Source organism: Dietzia sp. PP-33 (assembly GCF_033790845.1).
Classification (GTDB): domain Bacteria; phylum Actinomycetota; class Actinomycetes; order Mycobacteriales; family Mycobacteriaceae; genus Dietzia.
The window spans coordinates 1-20873 of sequence record NZ_JAMYEI010000018.1; the positions used below are offsets into that span (position 1 = coordinate 1).

Consider the following 20873-nt stretch of genomic DNA (forward strand, 5'->3'; position numbering starts at 1 on the left):
GCGGGCCGCCCGGGCGGCCTCTTTCTGCTGCGGGGTGTAGGTCTTGCGGGCCATGGCTGGCTCCTTTCGGGTGCGGGGTGAGCGGGTGTTCCCGGCTCTGTCTTCTATTGTACACGCATCATGCGTGTATCAAGCGTCTACGGTGCGTTAATGTGCTCTCACCTGCTGCGGGTTCGCGGGGTCCGCCGGGCCCGGCCCGCCAATCGGCGGGCCGGGGACTGTGGCTAGAGGTGCAGCTGGTCGGTGCACCCGGTGCAGCGGCTGCCGCTCTGGCCGGTGGTGATGACCTCGGCGCAGTTGGTGCAGCGGCGGGCGGGGTGGACGAATGCTGGGCGGCCGTCCTCGTAGTGCCACAGCACTTCGGTGCCGTCGGGGTTGGTTGCTAGCCGGATCTCGGCTGCGATGGTGCGGTGCTCGTCCGGGACCTCGAGATCGAAGGTCTCGAGCAGGATTCCGGGCTTGGTCATGGTGTTCCTTTCGGGTGCGGGGTGAGCGGGTGTTCCCGGCTCTGTCTTCTATTGTACACGCATCATGCGTGCATAGTACGTCTATGGCGCGTTAATGCGCTCTCACCTGCGGGTTCTCGCACCACCGCCTCGGCTGTGCCGTTCGCGCAGTGTCCCCCTTTCCCTGACACCTGCCGATCGTGTGGGCCGCGAACCGGAGGCAAGAGAGGGCACCCGGGCGGACGCGGGGAATCTGCGGCGAAATAAGCGAGCGCAGCGAGCGCGTCGCAGATTGGTCGTGGCCGGCCGGGCGACGGCGAAGCCGGCGCCGACCTTGACGCAGGGAGCGGAACACAAAGACTCGCAGTGGCAGGGAAAGAGGGCCACCCACCGCCGGGCAGTGCCGGGCCACGGAGGCTTGGCCGGGGGCCCGGCACTGGGAGGGGCCTTACAGCTGCTCTGTGTCGACGTGCTCGCCGCAGGCGCGGCGCTCGACGGGGGAGAGGGCGTAGCCCTGGTCTTCGATGAACCGGAGGTAGGCCACGGTGCGGGGGTCGATGTGCCGCCAGGAGCCCTTGTGGGTGTTGATCTCGTGGGCGATCAGGCACATGGCCAGGCTGGTCATGGTGGCCTTGGGTGTGCTCATACCTTCGCTGCTAGGGATCGTGAGGTAGTTCTCGCGCTCGCCGCGCAGCCGGTCGGCGGACAGAAGGTGTGGGCTGGTGGTGATGGTCGCGGTGACGAACGCTGCGCTGTTCTTCGGCGCGGTCTTGCGGGCGCAGAAGGTCTTGAGCCAGTCGCGGCGGACCTGTTCGGCGGCGAGCCACGCCTTGTTGGCGGCGATCACGTCGCGTCGTTCGGCCCGCATCTGCTCGCGATCGACTTCGGTTGGTTCTGCCGGGGGAGTGGGGCTCCAGCGGTTTCGCCAGCCACGGGCGGCGAGGTTGTCGCAGTACCAGCGGGTTTGCACGATCAGCTCTTCGTGGACCTGGCTGCGGGTGACGGCGTCCTCGGGCCGCTCGTGATCGTCATCCTCGAACAGCTCGTAGGGGTCGACTGGCTCGCCCGTGGCGGTCAGGACGGTCGTGAAGTCGGCATCGAGCCGCACGGCTACATGCTCGCCGGGGTCGTCGAGGTCGATGACGATGTCCTGCCCGGTGGCATTGTCGACCAGCCGGTCGACCCATTCGCCCTTGGAGTCGTAGGCGGGCCAGCCGTCGAGCACGGTCACGCCCTTGGCCTCCCACTGGGCGCGGGCGTCGGCCAGGGCCTCGGCGATCTGTCGCTGTTGGCGCAAGCGAGCGGCCTGGTGGTCGAACTGGCCGGTGGAGGCCGCGCGGACCAGGGTCTCGACGGCGCTGGGGTCGTCGGCGAACTCGGTGACGACAGCGGCCTGGGTGATGGTCAGGTCGTAGCGGTCGAGGGTGCCGGTGTCGGTCATGGTCGTGGCGGCGTCGACGGTGGAGCGGTCGACGCGCAGGCGCTTGCTGATCTGGGTGGAGGAGATGCCGAAGGCGGCGAGCTGGGCGATGGTCTCGGCCTGCTCGCGGGCGGTGAGGTTCTGTCGCTGCTGGTTCTCGTCCCACTGGGCCACGATCAGGTCGGTTGTTCCGTTGAGGTCGTCGGCGAGGGCGGCGGTGACGATCACGGGGACTTGGTCGAGGCCGGCGGCAACCGCGGCGAGCGTGCGGCGGTGTCCGTGCTTGACGACCAGGGCGTTGTTGTCGTCGCGGTAGGCGTTGATCGGCTCGAGGAGGCCGTGCTCGCGGACGCTGGCGATCAGGTCGTCGGAGGCTTGGGCGTCTCGGATGTTCGAGACGAGAGTCAGCTCGGAGGGGCTGACGTGGATGAGGTTCATCGTGGTGTCCACGGTGGTCCTTTCGGGTACGGGGTGAGCGGCCTTGTGGCTGCTCTGCTATCACCATACACGCGTCATGCGTGTATGGTGCGTCCACAATGCGTTAATGTGCTCTTAGCTGGGGTTACGGCGCTGGGGCGTAGACGATGTGGGGGACTCCTTGGTGGGTGTAGTAGCCCTCGGTGTAGGTGCCGGCGTCGGAGGGTTCGTCGTGTCCGATCGCCCATACCTGGGCGGCGAGGTCTGCGGCGTCGAGCTCGCCGTCGGGTGAGTGGTGGGGGGTGACGATTCCGCTTCGGGGGCCGATGGCGACGCGGCGGGCGCGGTGGTCTCCGGCACGGGCGAGGTTGACGGTGTCGCGCATGAGTTCGCGCAGGTTGGTCGAGCGCAGTGGTTCGGCGGTGGTCATGCGGCCAGAGTGGCACGGTTCGTGGGCGTCGGCGGCTTCGGTGGACACCTGGGCGCGGGTGTTGCGGGGGAGGGGTGGGGTGTGAAATGCGCTGGAGGGGGTCGCCCGGCGGGCGACCCCCTCCAGCGGCCGGTTAGGGCATCAGGACGTCGAAGTGGGTGAGGCGGACGCCGTTCTTGCCGTTGCTGGTGAACCGTGCGGAGATCGCGCGGGCGCGGGGGCCGATGGTGAGGACTGCGGCGACGTAGTGCACAGCCATATGCGGCGTGACCTGAACGGTATCGACCCGGGGTTCGATGAGGGTTGCGCGGTCGGTGTCGTTGGTGCGGGCCTGGCGGGCGACTGCGGCGCGGTTGATCGCTGCGGCTCCTGCCTCGGTGGCGATCTGGTCGAGGTTGGTTACGCGGCTGCGCTGACGGTTGTAGACGGCGACGGCGACGTTGATGGCGCGGTCGATCTCGCGGCGGACGCGAGCGTCGACGGTGACGGGGCGCTCGGCGGGTGCGCCGTGGTTGCGCTCGACCTGCTGGGCGATGTCCTGGCGGGCGGTGGCCTCGATCTGCTCGGTGAGCCAGTCACTGGCCACGAGCGGGGTGACGCCGTAGTGGCGCATCTCGGCGTAGGCGGCGGCGATCCCCTCGGCGCCGGGGACGGTGAACGTGGGCAACGTGAGCATGGTCGCTCCTTTCGGGTGCGGGGTGAGCGGGTATTCCCGGCTCTGTCTTCTATTGTACACGCATCATGCGTGTATGGTACGTCTATGGTGCGTTAATGTGCTCTCACCTGCGGGTTTCGCACCAACGCCTCGGCTGTGCCGTTCGCGCAGTGTCCCCCTTTCCCTGACACCTGCCGATTTTCGTGTGTAGCGAACGGGGTCAAGAGAGGGCACCCGGACTGCTGCGACGAATCCGCCCCGAAATAAGCGCAGCGCGGGGCGGATTGGTCGTGGCCGGCCGGGCGACGGCGAAGCCGGCGCCGACCTTGACGCCGGCAGTGGAGCACGAAGAATCGCGGTGGCAGGGAAAGAGGGCCGCCCACCGGTTCGCCCCACCGCCAGGCAGTGCCGGCGTCCACGGTTAAGGGTCTACGCCTCGGGAGGCGCCGGGCGGTGTTGCACGCGGGAGCTGGCCCCAGTCGACCCGCGGCGGCCGGGCAGATAGTGCTCTTAGGTGGTGACGGGCAGTGCTTCGGATCGGATGCTGATGCCGATGTTGCGGGCTTTGGCGCCGCTGAGTTGGGGGTGGTTCCGGCCGTGGCTGTCGGTGTAGATGGTGGCGGCCAGGTCGTGTTCGTCGGCGTCGATGATGACGTCGTCGCCGATGGTGAGGCTGGTGTGGGCGTTCTCGGCGAGTTGCTTGCGCAGCTCGACGTCGTAGACGACCTCGCCGGTGAAGGTGCGGGCGGTGGGGTTGTAGGCGCGGTGTCGCACTTTGATGGTAAGCACGCTGCTGCCGGATTTGAGCTGGTTAAGGGTGCCGATTTCGATGACGTTGCCGTCGATGACCATGGCTGGTCCTTTCGAGTGTGGGGTGACTGTTCGTCTGCGACTCAGCTTAGCTGGGCCCGTACCTGGTGGTGATTGTCCTGATGTGTTCAGGCCGGTAGCCGCACCACTGGAGTTCTGGGGTGATGATGACTGGCAGGGCGGTCACCCAGTCCTGCTCGGTGAGTCCCTCGAGTGCGTCCGGGTCTTCGTCGATGTCCACGTACAAGAACGCAACACCGGCTTGATCCAGGAGCTTTTTGGTCCTTATGCACGGCGGACAGGACTCGCGTCCGTAGAGCGTGACGAGCAAGCCGGTCATGGCTGGGACAGCACCCCCAACGTAGTCGTAGTGCGGCACTCGGACAGTTCAGGAGAGGCCGTGTGCATGGGGCAAGAGTACGACCGCTCTGAGTCAGTGGACGCTGGTGACATCACGGTGGGGGAGCAGACCGAGGGGCGTGGCTAGGCCGGCGCTCTCGCGCTGGCGTCGCGGCGGTCGGGCCCACCGGAGGGGAGTGGCGACCGCGGGGGGCTGCTCGACGAGGAGGACGAGGGTGGGTGCGGTGCCGCGGAGCAGGGTGTGGGCGAGGGCGCTGCCCGCGAGCCTCAGCGTGAGTGAGACGTGCGCGAAGAACGTGGAGCCCGCGGAGAGTCCGCGCTGTCTCTGCGTCGCTCTCGGCGTGCCAGCAGGCGCGCTCACCGCAGATGCGGGCGGCCAGCTCCTGGGCCCTCGTCAGCGCACCTGTACGACGGGACGCGGCGTCCAGGTCCAGAGTGGAGGCGGCGGACCAGAGCGTTCCGCGGCCGGTGCCCGCCCGGGTAGCGAGCCCGGCGTCCTCGAGCTGCCGGAGGAGGTGGAGGACCCCGTGGGTGGCGTCCCCGGGAGGGAGGCCCAGGAGAGTAGCGAGTTGGCGGGTGGGGGAGGCGGGGTGGCGTAGCAGGGTGAGGAGGGTTCGCCGGCTGGTGTGGCGGAGGAGTCCCCAGAGGGGGTGCTGCAGGGGCACCGCAGGGCTTGTGACGTCATGGTCGGTGTCCCCCCGGTAAGTGGTCGCGGGGACCGCGAGGTCATACCGGGTGGCTTCCCGCGGGGTGGTGGAGCTCCACGGGTGGCTCACGACAAGCAGCCCTCGCTTAACCAGGGCCGCGAGCCTGTCGGACGCTGCGCCGTCGGACAGGTGGAGTGCGAGCTGCAGATCTCGGCGAGCGATCGGCCGGCTCGCCAGTCCGTACCCGTCGCTGAACCGGTCGATGACCACGGCGGCAGCTGCCTGGAGGTCGGCATCACCCCACCAGCGGATCTCCTCGCGTGCTGCGTCGAGGGTGCGGCGGTCTGACTCGGGGATCTCAGGGCGGAATGCTCGCGCACGCCGAGCGATCGAAGCCCAGTGCTGCCGACAGGCGGACCAGTCAGAAGTCCGGTCGTCCCGGCGGGACACCTCGTCACGTTGACGAAACTTCCCGAAAGCAGCAGTGCGCTGGTACCACCACAGCGCGGCGGTCGCCGAGCGGATGCCGTGACGCCAAAGAACCCACGCGGCGTCCGTGGCGGCCGCGGACCGGTCGCGGCGGGTGTCGTCGTTGAGGATCGCCCAATCCTCGGGCGTGAACTGTGCGCGCCGGCGCCACGCTCGAGGTGCTTCGGTCACCAGGCGCGTGCCGTCGTCAACCGGCAACGGCAGGGGAATGGCTGAGGGAGCCGGCTGTCGACGACGCAGCCGCTGTGGCGCGGATCCCCGCGCGTCGCGAGGAAGCGATGCCTGGACAGCTCGGATTACCGTGCGAACGTCAGTCGCTTTCCCGGTCTCGAGGTCGACGAGCTGCGCGGGACGCCCCTCGGGTTTGAGGCTTACGCTGCCCGGCAGTCGAATGGCCTTGCCCTCACGGTGGTCGATCGCCGCGGCCGGCAGCCGATGGTGCTCACGGATGAGAGCGACACGTCGCAAGAGCTCGTCGCGGCCGTGCCTGGTCGCCGGAATACACCAGAGGTGAAGACAGTCGTCGCGCCCGGAGGCGACCGCGGCGACGACCACGGTCGCAGTATCCGCAGCCGCCTGACGAATCTCGGGGACTACCAGTTCGGCGCACTCGTCGATGTCGAGGGCGACCAGCTCTGGACGTGGCTGGGCGACGATGGCCCATGTTGCGGCTTCAGTGCCGAGGCGAGCGCGGCGCACGAGCTGGTCGGCGTTGCCGCTACCGACCTGGATCGCTTGGTTGTCGCCCTGGGTCGGAGCGAGAGCCCATGCGCGGACGGTTGAGTCCGCCAGGAGAGCTGCGAGCTCCGCGAGGGCCGCAGTATCGACGACGGTAATGGTGGTTGGAGGGTCTGGCTCAGTCGAGACGAGTTCCGGCGCGGCGGTGCTGGACACGTCCACAGGGTGTGAGCTACCCTCAGAACAGCTTCGCAAGCAGTTCTGCCTTTCAGGTGGGGCACCAAAAACCGGTTCGAGCTGGTAACTCTTTCCGGTCACACTCTCAAGATCGCCCTTCGGTTGCCTCCGGGGGGCGATCGCTTTTGTGTGGGTGCGCTATGCAGTTGATCGTGTGCGCGTGTTCTATGCGCTAAGCGATGTCTGCGAGCGGCGGCTCCTCTAATTGGTGGCGTGGGAACAGGGCATCAGCGGGGGTCTCTCGGATCTCGTCAGTCCGGCCGACGTGAGCGGCCAGGACATCTGCGACGTACTGGGATACCGATGTGCCAGCGTCGGCAGCCCGACGCTGAACCTCATCGTGGACGTCGCGCGCGAGACGCGTACCGACGAGTCGTCGATCACCCTTGTGTGGCTGTGCCATGACCGCATTCCTACCGGTATCTGTAACTGTTATGGCGGACGACACGCCGCTGATGGCCATGGCGACACTATAAACCGGTGTCGGCGTTTCTCGCATACCCTGCTTGGGTGCGAATCTTCATTGACACTGACTGCGGCGTTGACGACGCCCTGGCCCTGGCCGTGCTGGTGAGCCGTCCCGAGGTCGAGATCATCGGCGTGACCACGACTTCGGGGAACACCTCAGCCGTGCAAGCGGCGAGGAATGTTGCCGACGTGCTCGCGGTGATGCGACACCATATACCGGTGATTGCCGGTCCTGTGCCGGGTCCCACCTTCACGCCCCGCCTGGTGCACGGCCCTGATGGGCTGGGCGGCCACGGTTCGAGGCCGGATCGACCGGGCGATCCGCACGCCGCGTCCAAGGCGATCCTCGAGTTCTGCGAATCGGCGGGGTCGGAGGATGTCCTGCTCTGTCTAGGTCCGATGACCAATCTAGCTGCGGCAAAGCCGCAATCGAGCCCGCGCATTGTTGCTGTCGGTGGCGCCGGCATCGTCGGAGAGTCGGACCCGGGACGAGATCCCAACTCGGAGGTAGACATTGCCGCGAGTACATGGGTCGTCGAGAATCTCGGCGTGGATTGGGTGACGATCAACGCTGGGGAGCACATATGGCTCAGAGAGTCGGAGTTCGGTTCGACCACGGCCAGCGGGCGCTTTCAGCGGTCGATTCACGAGGCCTACGGGTGGCATTGTGCGCAGAGGGCAGGGCGGCAAGTGTGGTCTCCGTCGGCTTACGACACGATTGCCGCTCTTGCTGCGGTGGGATCTGAGTTGGGGAAATGGGAGTGGGTGACCCCCACCTTCGTCGGCTCCTCAATGTGGGGAACGCCAGGGGGCGATCACCGGATGCTGACGGTTCCAGCCGATGAGTCCTGTGCTGGGGTCGTTCGGTCCGCCGTATCGAAAGCGCTGGCATGAACAGACGTGAGCTGTTCATGGCTCGTCGTCGAGCGCGGCGGGCACTGCGCGGCATTCGCTGCGCGCGGCCGTGGACTCGAGAGTCCTTGCTGGGGGAGATCTCTCGACAGCGGGGGAGACCCGTGACAGTCGAGCAGATGGAGGGAGCGCTGAGTACGGAGGCGTGCGGCCTGCTGGTCCAGTTCGACTCTGCGGACCACATCATTCTGGGTGCCGGCACACCGCAGTGGCACCAAGATGCCGTGACGGCCCACGAGATCGCCCACCTGCTCCTGGGACATCGGGGAGACCTCGCCACGCCGGACGCGGCCCACGGAATGGACGCGTACTTTCCGGATCTGGACTTGAGCGAGGTTCACCGCCTGCTTAAACGCGAGAACCACTCTTCGCTAGAGGAGTACGAAGCGGAGTTCCTCGGCACACTCATCCTTGCGCGTATGACCACCGGGATCGAGGTCGAGAGGCAGTTGCGCCAAGCCCAGGAAACGTCTGGTGGGCGGGAGCTATGGCGCGCCTTTGGGGTGGATAACCATGCGTAATTTGCTGCCAGCCTGGCTCGATTTCACGCTACTTGCGATCACCTGGGCGGCGATCTTGTGGCGGGTGTACGCGGCACGCAGCGGTGGAGCTCCCCGGCGGCTAACCGAATCACTGGCCGCGGGGGCTGTGGCCCTGACATTGAAGGTGGGCCCGATCTACGACGTCGTTGAGCCGCTCCTTGGGGCAGCGATCCTGCGCGCACTAATTCATGGAGCGTGCCTCGTGGCGGTGGCTGGCGTGATCTTGCTCTGGTTTGCCACGCAGGGCGACGTCAAACACCCACGGCTGGTGCCTGTCCTCTACGCCATTAGCGGCGGGCTGACGGTGCTACTGGTCATCACTGCCGCTGTAGCCCCACGCGCCGGTGACCAAATGGAGTCTGCTCCAAGCGGCTGGGCGTTGTGGTACTTCGCCATCTTCTGTCTTCCCACGTTGGTCGGATTGGTTCTGCTGGTCAAACAGCTCATCGGCTCCTGGGGACTAAGCCGGTCGCGGCTAGTCGGCGCGGTGGTGACGCTGGTCTACGCCTTCCTGGTCATCGACAACTTCACCGTGTTTGTGGGCGTGGGGTTCAGCGCTCTTCGAGATGATCACAGTCTCCTAGACGGCCGCGGTGTACCAAACGGGGTCGTCTTCGCAGTTCTTCTGACAATTGGTGCCGTCATTTCGGCACTGGTGGCCAACCGTGGAGCGGAAGATAGCTGGGTCGATCCGATGACGGCTATGTGGCTGGACCTGAGAACGGCGTGCCCTGAGGTGGCTCTCAGTGATCCGTGGAGTCTGCGCGGCAAGGAGCAGCGCCTCCGAGCCATCGTGGAGAGCGTCGACGCTCTTGCTCATCTGGCGCCCCTGGTGAACGACCGTCATATGCGCGCAGCTCGCAAAGTAAGCGCCGAACCTCCGGCACTGATCCTCGCACTCGCAATTCAGGACGCGGCGATGCAGCGCGACAGGCGAACAGACCACCTCGGTGACGAGGGTCTGCTTGCCGTCGACGCCGTCGGCCAGGCGGGGGAGCTGTCGGTGCAGTGGCAGCGAGCCAAGCAACTACGACACACGGCGGGACACGGCAGCGAGAAGGGCTTTTCGCGTGGTGTCGACCGGTTTGCCCCGCAGTCGGACTGACCTTGCACCTGCATTCACCAGGTGCCTGAGCAGCTCCAGCTGCTCATGAATTTTCTCGTCCCCATCGCTGAGGTAGCGACCGGGGACCTTGAAGAACGCAGCGACAGCCTCGCATTGGGCTTCGGTGAGCACTGACTTCCCCGCGAGCACGTCTCCCAACAGCTCGGGAGTAACGCCAACCGTCGGTGGCGTGTGCGCAGCAATTTCCTCGACGGTGCGCATCCCACCAGAGGGATCACGCCATACACACATGAGTTGCTGAAGTCGGTCCGCTTGCGTCATGCGTCCTCCCCGCGATCACGTTTGGCGTCCGGCATCGCCAGCCATCTACGCAGCGCAGCGCCTTCGTCGAGTTCGGAGTCCGCACGCTCGGCCAGCAGCGGAGCTACTGCGTCAACGACAATATCGCTACCAAGTCCGTGGGTATTCGCGGCCAGTAACTCCGTGATGAACTGACCATACAGCGGGGCCACTGCCTGGGCGAGGTCCTCGATAGCCTCGACCAGGTCGGAATCCTGGGCGCGGTCACTGGAAAGCTGCTGTAACCGGAATGTGGCGGCGGTGAGAGCAGCGACCTCGCCGTGGGAGATCGTGACCCCCGACGGTGCAAACTGCACTTCCGCCGTCTCTCGGGGAGTGGGAGTGCCTCCTTCAAGAGTGCTCGCTGCGCTACCGATCGTCCACTCCAGCGACCGGTCAAGAGCGTCGAGGATCTCGGGGGTTATCACCTCGGTGTCTCCGCGTTCGATTCTCACCATGATGGGCGCCCGCGGGCCGCCCCGGTCCCGGACTTGAATCAGGTTGAGCGAGAGCTCGGCGCGCCTCCTCCGTACCGCGTCGGCAAGTCGAGCTGTCATGTCCACAAGCCTAGGCCGGACACCTGTCAAGTTCTTTGTGGACAGGCCCAAAAGCAGTTAACCGCCCTGCCCGCCCTCACCTGCGGCAGCGATGACCTCGTCCGGGGTGATTCCCAGAGCATCAGCGAGATGGGGAACACTATGCGCCGCCAAGGGGCTGTCTCCACGCTCAATCGCCCCATAATGCGAGGTGGAAAGGCCAGCGCGTCGCGCGGCTTCACCTTGAGTCAAGGCTCGGAGCACACGCCAGTCAGCGAGAGTTCTGCCGGTATCGGGAATGTCGACCAGGTCGGCAACGGTAACGGTGCTCGAGAGCGCCGCACTCAACAGTTCTGCCAACCGACCCAACATATCCGCCTGAGGGATCTTCCGACCCCGCTCCCAAGCACGGACTGAGCCCGAACTCACCCCCAGTGCATCACCCAGCGCAGCCTGCGAAAGGCCCGCGCTGCGACGCAAATCGACAAGAACCTCGGGGGAGAAGGCATGGGCTGAGGCCCTTCCCATGTGCACTCCTCCGTCGCCGTCCTGATGTTTCCCCACGACTTTACGGTTGCGTCCTATAGTGACGTTGACATGCGCCCCGGAGGGGTTAGGGTGTCACTATAAAACGGCGACAGGGGTAGACCATGCACCAATCTCGGACCGCGCTCAGGGGAGCGCTCGTCGGAACCACCGCAGCGATTGTCGCGTTCGGAGGCGCCACTCTCGCCCTGGCCGGCACGCAGGCAGGTATCACCGAGGCCCAGAAGCCAGCGAAGGCGACGACGGCTCAGGCCGCGGTCGTGGAGGGTCAGGCGTCGACCACTCGGGCCACGACTCGTGCGACGCCTGCTCCCGCAGCAGCGCGGGCGAAGCCAGTGGCGCAGCAAGCCGGCATCTCCGCGGCCGTCGAGGTCAAGAAGGCGAAGAAGGAAGACAAGCCCGACCCTCGTCGAGAGCAAGCATCGGAGGCTGCCGCTCCGGAGGCTCCCGCGGTCCAGCAGGCGGTCGCGCCCGTGCAGCAGGCCCCAGCTCCGGTGCGTCAGGCGCCCGTGCAGCAGGCCCCAGCTCCGGTGCGTCAGGCACCCCTGCAGCAGGCCCCGGCTCCCGTGCAGCAAGCCCCGGCTCCGGTGCGTCAGGCACCCGCTCCAGCTCCGGCGCCTGCTCCGGCGCCGGTCCAGCAGGCCCCGGCACCCGCACCGGGCCTCACGATCGACCTGGGAGGCCGCGGCGCGGTGACGCCTCAGGCCCCCATCGCCCCCAAGCAGCTCCACATCGGCTGACGGTCGCCCGACCGCCAGTGCTCACTCACACATCGAAGGAGAACCACCATGGATCCGATCTCGCTTCTCATCGCCGGAATGATCGCTAACACCGCCATCCCGGCCGCGGCCGCGTCTGCGGCACCCGCCGTGGCCGGTGCCGCCGCGGCGGTCGCCACCGCGCCCGCATGGGCAGTTCCCGCAGGAATCGTCGGTACCGGTGTCGCCGCCGGCGGAGGGTCGGCAGCGCTCGGCCTGGGCGGCGCGGTGGCGAGCAACCCCCATGCTGCAACGGGCGTCGAGAACGCGTTCCACGACGGCATGAACAACGCCAAGGACGCAGCGGCCGGGTCGATCAACGGCCTGAACATCCCGGGCGTCCCGCCGATCCACTTCAACTGACCGCCACAGCCACCGAGGGCTTCGAGTGATCTAGGAGGGCAACGTGTCGAAAAAAAACAATGACGACGCGGACTCGCCGCTGCGGCCCGTCGATCCAGTAGGTGGGCCGGAGGACGAGGTGGGGGAGCCCGACTGGATGGCTGCACTCGGTGTGGAAGCGGCCGCTGGCGAGGTGAAGCTGCCGCCGACGCCGGATCCGCCGCGTGCACCGGACGAGACCGAACCAGACCAGCCCTGGATGGACCAGCTCGTGGGAGCTGAGCCGGCTCAGGTGTCGGACGAGGTAACGCCGCCACCGTCCGGTGAGGACCCGGCGGCAGTGGAACCAGGGACGGGGATAGCCCAACCACGTCGTAGGCGTGAATGGGCTATCCCCGCCGCGATGACGTGTTTGCTCGTCGTACTGGTCTGCGGCGGCGGGCTACTCCTGGTCAACAAGCTCTCCGACGGGATGGATCAACCAGCGGACCTGTCCGCCGACCTGGCGGAGATCGAGGGTCGCTCCGGTGACCTGGCAACAGAGGACGCCGGGACGATGCAGGATGCGGCTTTCCAGTGCGAGGGGTCGGAGTCAGGCGAGACGGTGACCGGCGACGGCGCGGGGGACACCCGATCGGTGGCCGGCGTCGTCCTGGCCTTCCAGCACGCCTACTACTCCGAGCGCGACGCGAAGAAAGCACTGAGTCTGACGTCCGACGACTCACCACTGGTGAACGTCGAAGCCCTCCAAGAAGGGATCGATTCGGTCCCGGAGGGCACTGAGCACTGTGTCTCGATCACGGCTGACGGTGCGAAAGCGCAGGTGAAGATCACTGAGGCGCGGCCGTCTGAGACCCCTGAAACCTTCGTCCAACAGGTCACCACCAGTCGTGACGGTGACCGAGTCGAGATCGTCAGTATTGCGGCGGAGGAAGAGTGATGGCGGCCCCGATCATGGCTCAGAGTCGACGGGATGTCCCCGCAGGAGCGGGACAGGTTCGGCCCACGATTCAACCCCCGGCGTCGCATGAGTGTGTCGCGGTGTGGGACAGGGCGGTGCCCGCGAGCGGATCACCGGGTCTCTGGCTGTTGGGCGCGCATGGCGGCGCCGGGGTCTCAACGCTCTGCCGGTGGCTCAGCCCCGCGGGGGACGCTCAGGGCCGGTGGCCGGGCGGTCATGGCAAACAGTCGCCGTTTGTGGTGCTCGTGGCCGAGGAGTCGGTGACAGCACTGACTAAGGCCCACGCCCTGGTGCGGCAGTACGCCACCGGAGGGGCCGGCACGCACGCGCGTCTGCTTGGCGTGGCCACGGTCGCGCGGGTGCCGGGCCGGCGGCCTCAGCAGGTCCGTCAGCGGCGAGACGTGCTGGCGGGGTTACTCGACCAGATCGACGGGGGCGCGTCGCAGATGTGGTCGGTCCCGTTCATTCCCGGTTTGACCACCGTGGCGCTCGATGAGCTGCCCGTCTGGTCCCTCGGGGAACCACCCACGACGAAGAAACGACCGTCACCGCGTGAAGCGGTGCCCGCGGCCGTCGCCGAACTCGGCACTGAACTTATCGACGCCGCGCGGACTCAGGTCGCGGCCTGGGGCAGAAGGTGAAAGAGCAGATGAACACGCCATTGCAACTTCTCTCGGCGCTGGTAGTGACGACCGTGGTCGTGTCAGCTGCCGGCCCTGCGGCCGCGCAGACCACCACCGCTCGGCCAGGCCCGGGAACCTCGACCACGACCACGACCAGCAGGGGGATTACACAGTGCCCTGCGGTGCACATGCTGTTGGCTCCCGGCACCTCCGAGACATCTCGGTTCGCCGAGCCGAACAGCGACACCCACGGCTTCTTGTCCCAGCATCTCGTGCGGCCCGTGATGGCCGCGGTGAACGGAGGCAATATCGGGGACCTGTCCTCCGGGTTTGCGGCACTGCTCGACTTGCCGCCCGGGGTGCAGTCGCTCGCGGGCACCGCGGGAGAGGCGATCGGCCGGTCCATGCAGGGACCGAACCGACAGGCTGCGCGAGTGTCGCGCACGTACGTGACCTACCCCGCGACGGTCGGGGGAGCGCAGCCGCCCGGAATGCGGCACCTACCCGAGAACTTCGGGGACACCACGCCGTATGCCGAGTCGATGAACACCGGTGTGGAAATGACGGAAGACCTGATGGCGACGGTCGCCGCGAGGTGTCCGGAGACGAAGGTGTTCCTTGCCGGATTCTCCCAGGGCGCAGAAGTGATCAGTAACGTTGCTCGGCGCACGGGCGCCGGGCAGAGCGTCATCGACCCAGATCAGGTGGCCGGCGTGGCGTTGTTCGCCGACCCGACCCGAGCGGGGGGCACGCCTCTGCACCCGGACGGTGCCTCGTCGGTGGGGCCCGTGCCGGGCACCGCCGGGGAGAACGTTCTGCGCGCCATTACGGGCCTGGAGACGCTGCCGACGGCGAACGCGGGAGGGCTGGGCACAGACAACACCGGCCACGTGGGCTTTGGTCAGCTCAGCGACCGCGTCGTCTCGTGGTGCCTGCCCGGGGACTACGTGTGTGGTCTGCCGGTCGAATCCAAGCTCGTGGCCGACATCGTGCCGCTACTCGAGACGATGTCGCTGGGCGACCCGGTCGCCGCACTCGAGCAGCTCGCGCGGATCCTCGACCGGGCGGTCAGCGTCGGAAACCTGTCCGAGATCGCTGACTTCAGCTTCGGCGGCACGGGCTTCTCACTTCGCCCCAGCGCAGCCAATCCCACGCCCGTGCTGAACAAGCGGGTCCAAGCAGCCACCGAGGAGACCACCAGCTCGCCGACGAGCCGGAGCGAAGCACCCTTGACGAGCACAGCTACGACCGTGGCCGATAGCGCCGTGCCTGAGGAGGCACCGGCTGCGCTTCCGGCTCCGGAGCCGATCGTCGAGGTCACACCAGCACCGGCAGGAGCCATCGGCCCGCCGGCCCCGATGCCTCCGGGTATTCCGGGGATCCCGGGGTTGCCGGGGCTGCCGCCCCTGCCGACGCCGGAGCAGTTCGTCGGAACGGTTGTGGAGGTGGCCGCCGGGATCGGCGGGATGGCGCTTGGGGCGGCCATCACCGTCGCCCGCAAGACCATCACGCCGGAGAATCTTGCCCAGATCGCCGTGGCAGGAGTGACCGGTGGCCCCCAGGCCGCGGGCGCTGTGGCAGTGGCCAGGCTGTCCGACTCGGCGATGTCCCTACTGGAGCCGGGGACCGCCTCGGGCTATGCACGACAGACGCTGCAGATCCTCAAGGACGCCGGGGTGCCGGTCCCGGAGCAGGTGGAGCTCGCGGTGAGCCTGGCGGCGTGGCTGTCGACCAACGAGCACAACGCCTACGGAGAACGTCCGGTCCTGCCGGATGGGCGCAGCCCAGCCACAGCGACCCGGGACTGGGTGCAAGCGATCGCCGCTGATGTCACCGCCGACAGCGCGGACCCGCTCGCTCCGGCACCCCGCCAGACCCAGGTCGGACTCAGCGCTTTGGACTCCGTCGAGTTCAACCGTGACGCCGCCCGAGCGGCCCTCAACAAGGTCGGCCACACCTCCGTTACGACGTCGTCGGTTGCGAGGCCGGCGAACACTACAGCGCCCACCTCGAGTGCGGCGCCCACCTCTACCACCCTTGAAGGGAACTGACTGACCATGAACATCCGAGTGCTCGCACAGGGCGATACGTCCTTCATCAACAACATCACGCCCTGGCTTCCTGACTTTCTCTCCAGTCGCCTCACCGACGTCGCCGGGGTGGCGCTGGCGATCGGCATCGTGATCGCCGTCATCGGCGGCGTCATGGTCTTCGCTGGGATCGCGTTCGCCCGCCAGGACGGGCGCGGCGATCAAGTCTCCGGGCGCCTGCTGTGGTGGGGCGGCGGAGTGGTCGGCCTGGGTGTGCTCATGCCGATCGTCGGCTGGCTGCTCGGATAGACGGCTAGCCGATGACAGCCCACACGCTCGCGCAGAGCCCACCCCCGGCCTCGCCGCAACCACTACCAACGGAAATCCAAGGGCTGCTGGCCAACTGGATCTCGATCGGGCTCGGCTTCGTAGCCGTGGCCAGCGTGGTGTTCATGGGCTGGGCACTGGTGGAGATCAGTCAGGCCAGGGAGGTGGGCCGCGAGCCCAAGCAGGGCGTGGAGCGGCTTCTCGTGATCGCTGTGGTCCTCATGTTCGCCTCGAGCATCGGCGCGGTTGTCTCGCTGATCTACACCCCGATCTGACGGGGAATGAAGGAGCAGAAAATGCGCAGTCGCACACTGGTTGCCGCAGCGGGGCTTGCGATGGCACTCGCCGCGTGCGGCACCGACGACGCGGGGACGGAAGGGACCGAAGACGGCCCGGATCTGACTGCCGCGCCCGAGGCGACCTGGTCGCAAATGGCCGGCATCGCCGTTCCCCGGGCTGAGCAGTGCCCGGACGAAACCGACCCGGTCGAACACGGCTACGCACACACCCCACAGTGCGCAGTCATCGCGGCCATGACCGGTCAAACGCTGCTGGCCACCACCGGTGACAACACGTGGCCGCAGATGGCGAGCACCATCTTGGCGCCGGGACCCGGTAAGGACCAGTGGGCTCAGGCACGGGCCCTGATGTCGGTCGAGGGCCGCGTGCGCAATCCCGCGAAGTTCGTCGGCTTCCAGTTCACCGACTACTCGCAGGACCGCGCCCAGGTCCTCCTGGCCGTGGAGTGGCCCGACGGCACGCTCACCGCCCAGCCGACGCAGCTCGCGTGGCAGACGGGCGATTGGAAGCTCGTCCTGCCGACGCAACAAACCGCCGTGGACGCCGTCGAACTCGACAACCTCGACGACTTCACCGAATTTCGCGCCGACTAGTAGGAGCTCAACATGGACTCACAGCGACGAGGACGACTCACCGCAGCACTGATCGTCGCGGCCGTGGTGGTCGTCGTGGCCCTGGTCGCCGCCCTCATCCTGGCGATTGCCACCGGCGACAGCGACGACGCGGGCAGCGCGGACGCTCCACCCACCACGAGTGCGCCAGAGCCCTCGGCCGGGATCGCTGCGCCGTCGGACGACGAGACCACTGACATTGACCTGGTCGGCCGCCAGGTCACAGTGGTGACGTCCGCCGGCGGGACGCCGCGCGAGCAGACCGGAGAGCCCGGCGCCTTCCCCGTAGGCCAGGAAATGGTGGGCCCTCCCGACGGACTCGAACTGCAGCGCGTGAGCAGCGGCACCACAGTCATGGTCTCGCGCTCGGACGGACCGACCGGGGTCGACGACGGGGTAATGACGGGCTACGCCCGCTCACCCGGCGGTGCAGCACTCCTAACAGCCAATTACATGGGTTTCGGGATGGAGCTAGGCGGGGTGTACGCCGACTTCATCGGACATTTCATGCCGACGATGGCCGGCGAAGACCCGGAGTTTCTTGAGGAGATCCGGGCCCGCGGCGACTCCGTCGACGGACGCGCCCTGGTAGCAGCGCAGGGATACAGTGCGCCGCGGTGGTTCAAGTTCGGGCAGTGCGACGAGAACTTCTGCACCGTCGAGGCCGCGTTGCCGTCAGTCTACGAAGCGGTCGGAGAGATCAACTCTCCCGACCCCAACGTCGGAATTCACGATCATCCGGTGATTCGGGTCTCGATGAAGTGGGTCGCCGACCAATGGGAAATCGTCTCGGGACGAAACATGACTCCGCTCACCGAGATCGACGGGTCGTGGTCCCGGTGGATGTGAGACCAGCACTGAAAGCCCTCGCCACCGTCGTAGTGGCGCTCTTCGTCGCGATCGCTGTCGCTACGCCGGCCCACGCCCAGGACACCGGACAGAACCAGTTTCAGGAGTTCAACGAGGAATGCCGAAGCGGCGACCGCGACGGCGACCTCGTCGACGGCGGACTTCTGGGCGGCACCGGCGCCCATGAGTGGCTCCGCGACTCTGCCCACACCGGTGGTCTTCGCGAGACTTTCACCGCTCCGGTGCGCGGGGCTCACGCTGCTGCTTGCATGGGTGTGGGCGCGGTGCAGCATCCGGGCGACGCGATCCAGGCCGCGGCGGATGCCGCGTGGGATGGAAAGCTCGCCGGGATCGTCCGGGAGATCAAGGACGGCAACCCGGCGGTGATCGGCTACACGCTGACGCTGTGGACGAAGTTCAAACTGAACCCGGACGCGCTCGAGCTGTCCTCGTCGGGAATCAACAATCTCGTGTGGCAGGGCGCGATCGCTGGGCTCGCGTTGAGCCTGGTGATCGGCCTGCTAAAGGTGGCCTCAACGCGGCGGCAGGGCTCCGGGGAGGCGATGGAGGACGCGGCCGCGGCCTACGGCCGGTACCTGCTGTACGGGGCTCTGGTTCCGGCACTGGCGATACCGGCGATCATGGCCTTCGACGGCTTCGCTGACGTGCTGGTGAACACCTATATCGCCGATGCCGGGGACTTCACGAAGATCACCGATGCGGTCACGATCGGCGAGGACATGAACCCAATTTTGGTGCTGGTGTTCGTGCTCATCTCGCTGATCGGGTCGCTGGCGATGTGTCTGGCGATGGTCATGCGGATCATTTTGCTTCCCATCCTGATCGGGCTGATGCCGATCTTCGCGGCATGGGCGATCGGGCGAGCGGGACGGTTCACCGTCGAGAACGCGATGGGTGTCCTGGTCGCGTTCGCGTTGCTGAAAGTCGCGGCCGCGTTCGTCTACATGTCTGCGGTGTGGGCGGCGATGAACCTCGATGGGTCCGAGGAGAACAAGCTGGTCTCTCTGGTGCTGTTCGGGGCGGCCGGCTTGTGCGCCCCTGCACTGCTGGCGATCATCCTGCCTCAGATGAAGGGCCAGGCCGGTGGCTCGGCTGGCGCCCTGGGAGGGGCGGCCCTCGGGGCGACCGGTGCGGTCGTGGGCGGCACGGTCGCCGCGGCGGCCACGGGCGGTGCCGGCGCCCTGGCGGCCGGCGGCGCGGCCGCGGGCGCGGCTAGCTCGGGCGGGTCCGCGTTGGGCCTGACTGATGGGGGCAGTGGGGGTTCCGGGGGCGGCGCTTCTGGTGGGCGTGGCCCGTCCGGTGGGGGCGATCCGTCCGGTGGTGGTCCGTCGACTGGTGGCGGATCGCGTGGTGGACCAGCCGCTGGTGGATCCGGGGGAGGCGGCGCTGGAGCTCTTGGTTCCGGTCCCTCGACCGGCGGTGGTCAGCAGGTGGCCGCGGCAGGCCAGACAGGTGCGCGGATCGCGCGCAACGCCGCCGGCATGGCCGGGTCTGCCTTGCGAGCGGGCGGCGGGATCCTCGACGACTCGGTAGGCGCTCCGGTCAATCCGGGGTCGGCCTACCGGTAGGGGGAGCTGATGAGCGAGACGATGGCGCCGCAGACCGAGACGACCACCTACACCCTGGGCCGCAAGCGGGAGCGCAACTTCATTGGCCGCATCCCGGTCCGTACGGCCGTGGTGGGGTTTGTCGGCCTCATGGCGTTCGTGGTGTCGATGTTGGCCCAGCAGGTGCGGTTCGCCCTGGTAGCCGCTCTGCTGGCTGTGCTGGTGGGTGCCCTGGTGCATTTTCACCGAGACGGACGGTCTTTCGTCACGTCGGGGCGGCTGGTGGCCGCGCACGTGTGGCGCCGCATGACTGGGGAGAACCTGTACCTCTCGGGCCCGGAATCGCGGGTGCCGGGCGGGCAACGTCGGGCGCCGGGTCTGCTGGCGGGCACCGAGCTGCTCGAGGATGTCGACGCGAACGGCTACCGGTTCGGGGTGATCGTCAACCCTGCGGCCCAGCAGGTCACGGTGAAGCTGACCGGGCAGCTGTCCGGAGATGTGCTGCGTAGCGTCGCGGAGGCTGAGGCGACGACCGCGCAGTGGGGGACGTGCGAGGCGCAGTGGGCGCACAATCGGAATCTGTTGGCGGTGGTGGCCCGGCACACCACCAGGCCGTCGACGGGGATGCTGGCCTTGCGTGAGGTCGAGACCCTCGATTCGCCGGAGGCACCTGCGGTCGCGCGGGAGATCCAGTTCGAGCGAGCCAGGATGCTGCAATCGGGTGGCCAAGATTATGAGTTCGAGCTGGCTTTCACGCTGAAGGTGTCGGTGTCACATTCCCGGGACCGCCGATTTCTCGACCAGCTCCGTTACGAGATCGGTGCGTTCTATCGCGGCCCACTGCCATGGGCGGGGATCAAGGCGCGACCCATGACGGCGGACGAAATCGTGGCCTCGACGCACAAGGCGTTCAATCCCGCGGCCGAGGAAGACTTCGAGGAGCTGCACATCAAAGGCGTGCCGCACCATCTGCCGTGGTCGGATGCGGGGCCGGCGGTGGCCAAGGCCACCGCGCGCGGGTATTTCCACGACGGCACCTGGTCGCGGACCTGGGAGATGGTCTCCGCGCCGCCGGCCACGTTCGAGAACAAGCACTTGCGACCCTTGCTGGAGCAGCACTCGAGGATCACGCGCAAGACCGTCTGTCTGGTCTACCGGCCGTTCCCCCCGGGAGTGGCGCATTCGCTGGTCGAGGCCGAGCACCGGGACGCAATGGTCGGGGTCAACGACGGCAAGACGATCAAGTCCGTTGACGCCGAGCTGCGGTTGGAGGGCACGACGGCTTCACGTAAGGCGCTGGCCAAGGGAGCTGGGTACGGGCGGCGGTCGATGTACGTGTCGGTGACGTGGTTGCCGGGCGAGGACGACCGGGCGATCGACGGTGATGTGGAGGCGCTGGCCAACCAGTTGAACATCCGGGTGCGCGAGATGCGGCTCATGCAGGACTCGGCGTTCTCGTTCTGCCTCGGTGCTGGAGCCCTGCCGTTCGGAAGGAAGGACTGAGCG

25 protein-coding genes are annotated in these 20873 nt (G+C 67.3%); 16 read left to right on the forward strand and 9 right to left on the reverse strand.

Annotated features, from left to right (window positions below):
- Positions 1 to 224: 224 nt before the first annotated feature.
- The 7 genes from NJE57_RS19315 to NJE57_RS19345 all read right to left on the reverse strand — a co-directional run bounded on the left by NJE57_RS19315 (position 225) and on the right by NJE57_RS19345 (position 4899).
- Positions 225 to 467, reverse strand: coding sequence for a hypothetical protein (locus tag NJE57_RS19315; protein WP_319030135.1), 243 nt, complete (start codon positions 465 to 467; stop codon positions 225 to 227).
- Between the two features lie 427 nt (positions 468 to 894).
- Positions 895 to 2316: a ParB/RepB/Spo0J family partition protein gene (locus NJE57_RS19320; RefSeq protein ID WP_319030136.1), complete on the reverse strand. Its 1422-nt coding sequence runs from the start codon at positions 2314 to 2316 to the stop codon at positions 895 to 897.
- 112 nt (positions 2317 to 2428) lie between these two features.
- A complete protein-coding gene (locus NJE57_RS19325) occupies positions 2429 to 2713 on the reverse strand; it encodes a hypothetical protein (RefSeq protein WP_319030137.1) in 285 nt (94 codons plus the stop codon).
- 133 nt (positions 2714 to 2846) lie between these two features.
- A complete protein-coding gene (locus tag NJE57_RS19330; protein ID WP_319030138.1) occupies positions 2847 to 3389 on the reverse strand; it encodes a hypothetical protein in 543 nt (180 codons plus the stop codon).
- A gap of 489 nt (positions 3390 to 3878) precedes the next feature.
- A complete protein-coding gene (locus tag NJE57_RS19335; protein ID WP_017838631.1) occupies positions 3879 to 4220 on the reverse strand; it encodes a hypothetical protein in 342 nt (113 codons plus the stop codon).
- Positions 4221 to 4266: 46 nt separating this feature from the next.
- A complete protein-coding gene (locus NJE57_RS19340) occupies positions 4267 to 4518 on the reverse strand; it encodes a glutaredoxin family protein (protein ID WP_083249576.1) in 252 nt (83 codons plus the stop codon).
- A 93-nt stretch (positions 4519 to 4611) separates the two neighbouring features.
- A complete protein-coding gene (locus NJE57_RS19345) occupies positions 4612 to 4899 on the reverse strand; it encodes a hypothetical protein (protein WP_319030139.1) in 288 nt (95 codons plus the stop codon).
- A gap of 406 nt (positions 4900 to 5305) precedes the next feature.
- On the opposite strand from NJE57_RS19345, the gene NJE57_RS19350 reads away from it, so the two are divergent.
- The 5 genes from NJE57_RS19350 (at position 5306) to NJE57_RS19370 (ending at position 9616) form a co-directional block, all read left to right on the forward strand.
- Complete coding sequence (locus NJE57_RS19350) at positions 5306 to 5533, forward strand: hypothetical protein (RefSeq protein ID WP_069388974.1); 228 nt, start codon at positions 5306 to 5308, stop codon at positions 5531 to 5533.
- A 651-nt stretch (positions 5534 to 6184) separates the two neighbouring features.
- Positions 6185 to 6457, forward strand: a complete 273-nt coding sequence (locus NJE57_RS19355) for a hypothetical protein (protein ID WP_256821425.1) — start codon at positions 6185 to 6187, stop codon at positions 6455 to 6457.
- Positions 6458 to 7099: 642 nt separating this feature from the next.
- Complete coding sequence (locus NJE57_RS19360; RefSeq protein ID WP_172815703.1) at positions 7100 to 7951, forward strand: nucleoside hydrolase; 852 nt, start codon at positions 7100 to 7102, stop codon at positions 7949 to 7951.
- A 122-nt stretch (positions 7952 to 8073) separates the two neighbouring features.
- Complete coding sequence (locus NJE57_RS19365; RefSeq protein ID WP_067715278.1) at positions 8074 to 8490, forward strand: hypothetical protein; 417 nt, start codon at positions 8074 to 8076, stop codon at positions 8488 to 8490.
- Complete coding sequence (locus tag NJE57_RS19370) at positions 8483 to 9616, forward strand: hypothetical protein (RefSeq protein WP_259852556.1); 1134 nt, start codon at positions 8483 to 8485, stop codon at positions 9614 to 9616. Before NJE57_RS19365 ends, NJE57_RS19370 begins: the two co-directional genes overlap by 8 nt.
- Before the next feature lie 278 nt (positions 9617 to 9894).
- Here NJE57_RS19370 and NJE57_RS19375 read toward each other — a convergent pair whose 3' ends face one another.
- The gene (locus tag NJE57_RS19375) at positions 9895 to 10473 is read right to left on the reverse strand and encodes a hypothetical protein (protein ID WP_146193813.1); all 579 of its coding nucleotides are present in this window, start codon (positions 10471 to 10473) and stop codon (positions 9895 to 9897) included.
- A 57-nt stretch (positions 10474 to 10530) separates the two neighbouring features.
- Positions 10531 to 10980 carry a helix-turn-helix domain-containing protein gene (locus NJE57_RS20075; protein ID WP_081615145.1) on the reverse strand — a complete coding sequence of 150 codons (450 nt, stop codon included), beginning with the start codon at positions 10978 to 10980 and terminating at the stop codon, positions 10531 to 10533.
- Positions 10981 to 11102: 122 nt separating this feature from the next.
- On the opposite strand from NJE57_RS20075, the gene NJE57_RS19380 reads away from it, so the two are divergent.
- The 11 genes from NJE57_RS19380 to NJE57_RS19430 all read left to right on the forward strand — a co-directional run bounded on the left by NJE57_RS19380 (position 11103) and on the right by NJE57_RS19430 (position 20870).
- Positions 11103 to 11738 carry a hypothetical protein gene (locus tag NJE57_RS19380; RefSeq protein WP_259842448.1) on the forward strand — a complete coding sequence of 212 codons (636 nt, stop codon included), beginning with the start codon at positions 11103 to 11105 and terminating at the stop codon, positions 11736 to 11738.
- 48 nt (positions 11739 to 11786) lie between these two features.
- Positions 11787 to 12119, forward strand: a complete 333-nt coding sequence (locus NJE57_RS19385) for a hypothetical protein (protein WP_259852554.1) — start codon at positions 11787 to 11789, stop codon at positions 12117 to 12119.
- Positions 12120 to 12162: 43 nt separating this feature from the next.
- Positions 12163 to 13038, forward strand: a complete 876-nt coding sequence (locus tag NJE57_RS19390; RefSeq protein WP_319030140.1) for a hypothetical protein — start codon at positions 12163 to 12165, stop codon at positions 13036 to 13038.
- 281 nt (positions 13039 to 13319) lie between these two features.
- Complete coding sequence (locus NJE57_RS19395; RefSeq protein ID WP_258305962.1) at positions 13320 to 13700, forward strand: hypothetical protein; 381 nt, start codon at positions 13320 to 13322, stop codon at positions 13698 to 13700.
- A gap of 170 nt (positions 13701 to 13870) precedes the next feature.
- Positions 13871 to 15733, forward strand: coding sequence for a cutinase family protein (locus tag NJE57_RS19400; RefSeq protein WP_069388981.1), 1863 nt, complete (start codon positions 13871 to 13873; stop codon positions 15731 to 15733).
- A gap of 6 nt (positions 15734 to 15739) precedes the next feature.
- Positions 15740 to 16021, forward strand: a complete 282-nt coding sequence (locus tag NJE57_RS19405; protein WP_069388982.1) for a hypothetical protein — start codon at positions 15740 to 15742, stop codon at positions 16019 to 16021.
- An 11-nt stretch (positions 16022 to 16032) separates the two neighbouring features.
- Positions 16033 to 16314: a hypothetical protein gene (locus NJE57_RS19410; RefSeq protein ID WP_069388983.1), complete on the forward strand. Its 282-nt coding sequence runs from the start codon at positions 16033 to 16035 to the stop codon at positions 16312 to 16314.
- Positions 16315 to 16335: 21 nt separating this feature from the next.
- The gene (locus NJE57_RS19415; RefSeq protein ID WP_083249585.1) at positions 16336 to 16932 is read left to right on the forward strand and encodes a hypothetical protein; all 597 of its coding nucleotides are present in this window, start codon (positions 16336 to 16338) and stop codon (positions 16930 to 16932) included.
- A 75-nt stretch (positions 16933 to 17007) separates the two neighbouring features.
- Complete coding sequence (locus tag NJE57_RS19420) at positions 17008 to 17799, forward strand: hypothetical protein (RefSeq protein ID WP_182640498.1); 792 nt, start codon at positions 17008 to 17010, stop codon at positions 17797 to 17799.
- Positions 17796 to 19388 carry a hypothetical protein gene (locus NJE57_RS19425; protein ID WP_317815062.1) on the forward strand — a complete coding sequence of 531 codons (1593 nt, stop codon included), beginning with the start codon at positions 17796 to 17798 and terminating at the stop codon, positions 19386 to 19388. Before NJE57_RS19420 ends, NJE57_RS19425 begins: the two co-directional genes overlap by 4 nt.
- Before the next feature lie 9 nt (positions 19389 to 19397).
- Positions 19398 to 20870 (forward strand): SCO6880 family protein, encoded by a 1473-nt coding sequence (locus NJE57_RS19430; RefSeq protein WP_083249524.1) that lies wholly within the window; start codon positions 19398 to 19400, stop codon positions 20868 to 20870.
- Positions 20871 to 20873 lie beyond the last annotated feature (3 nt).

What these genes read in the sequence shown, in the direction of transcription:
- NJE57_RS19315 (WP_319030135.1), bottom strand. Translation starts at nt 467, where the DNA reads ATGACCAAGCCCGGAATCCTGCTCGAGACCTTCGATCTCGAGGTCCCG.
- NJE57_RS19325 (WP_319030137.1), bottom strand. Translation starts at nt 2,713, where the DNA reads ATGACCACCGCCGAACCACTGCGCTCGACCAACCTGCGCGAACTCATG.
- NJE57_RS19330 (WP_319030138.1), bottom strand. Translation starts at nt 3,389, where the DNA reads ATGCTCACGTTGCCCACGTTCACCGTCCCCGGCGCCGAGGGGATCGCC.
- NJE57_RS19335 (WP_017838631.1), bottom strand. Translation starts at nt 4,220, where the DNA reads ATGGTCATCGACGGCAACGTCATCGAAATCGGCACCCTTAACCAGCTC.
- NJE57_RS19340 (WP_083249576.1), bottom strand. Translation starts at nt 4,518, where the DNA reads ATGACCGGCTTGCTCGTCACGCTCTACGGACGCGAGTCCTGTCCGCCG.
- NJE57_RS19370 (WP_259852556.1), top strand. Translation starts at nt 8,483, where the DNA reads ATGCGTAATTTGCTGCCAGCCTGGCTCGATTTCACGCTACTTGCGATC.
- NJE57_RS19375 (WP_146193813.1), bottom strand. Translation starts at nt 10,473, where the DNA reads ATGACAGCTCGACTTGCCGACGCGGTACGGAGGAGGCGCGCCGAGCTC.
- NJE57_RS20075 (WP_081615145.1), bottom strand. Translation starts at nt 10,980, where the DNA reads ATGGGAAGGGCCTCAGCCCATGCCTTCTCCCCCGAGGTTCTTGTCGAT.
- NJE57_RS19380 (WP_259842448.1), top strand. Translation starts at nt 11,103, where the DNA reads ATGCACCAATCTCGGACCGCGCTCAGGGGAGCGCTCGTCGGAACCACC.
- NJE57_RS19385 (WP_259852554.1), top strand. Translation starts at nt 11,787, where the DNA reads ATGGATCCGATCTCGCTTCTCATCGCCGGAATGATCGCTAACACCGCC.
- NJE57_RS19400 (WP_069388981.1), top strand. Translation starts at nt 13,871, where the DNA reads ATGCTGTTGGCTCCCGGCACCTCCGAGACATCTCGGTTCGCCGAGCCG.
- NJE57_RS19405 (WP_069388982.1), top strand. Translation starts at nt 15,740, where the DNA reads ATGAACATCCGAGTGCTCGCACAGGGCGATACGTCCTTCATCAACAAC.
- NJE57_RS19410 (WP_069388983.1), top strand. Translation starts at nt 16,033, where the DNA reads ATGACAGCCCACACGCTCGCGCAGAGCCCACCCCCGGCCTCGCCGCAA.
- NJE57_RS19415 (WP_083249585.1), top strand. Translation starts at nt 16,336, where the DNA reads ATGCGCAGTCGCACACTGGTTGCCGCAGCGGGGCTTGCGATGGCACTC.
- NJE57_RS19430 (WP_083249524.1), top strand. Translation starts at nt 19,398, where the DNA reads ATGAGCGAGACGATGGCGCCGCAGACCGAGACGACCACCTACACCCTG.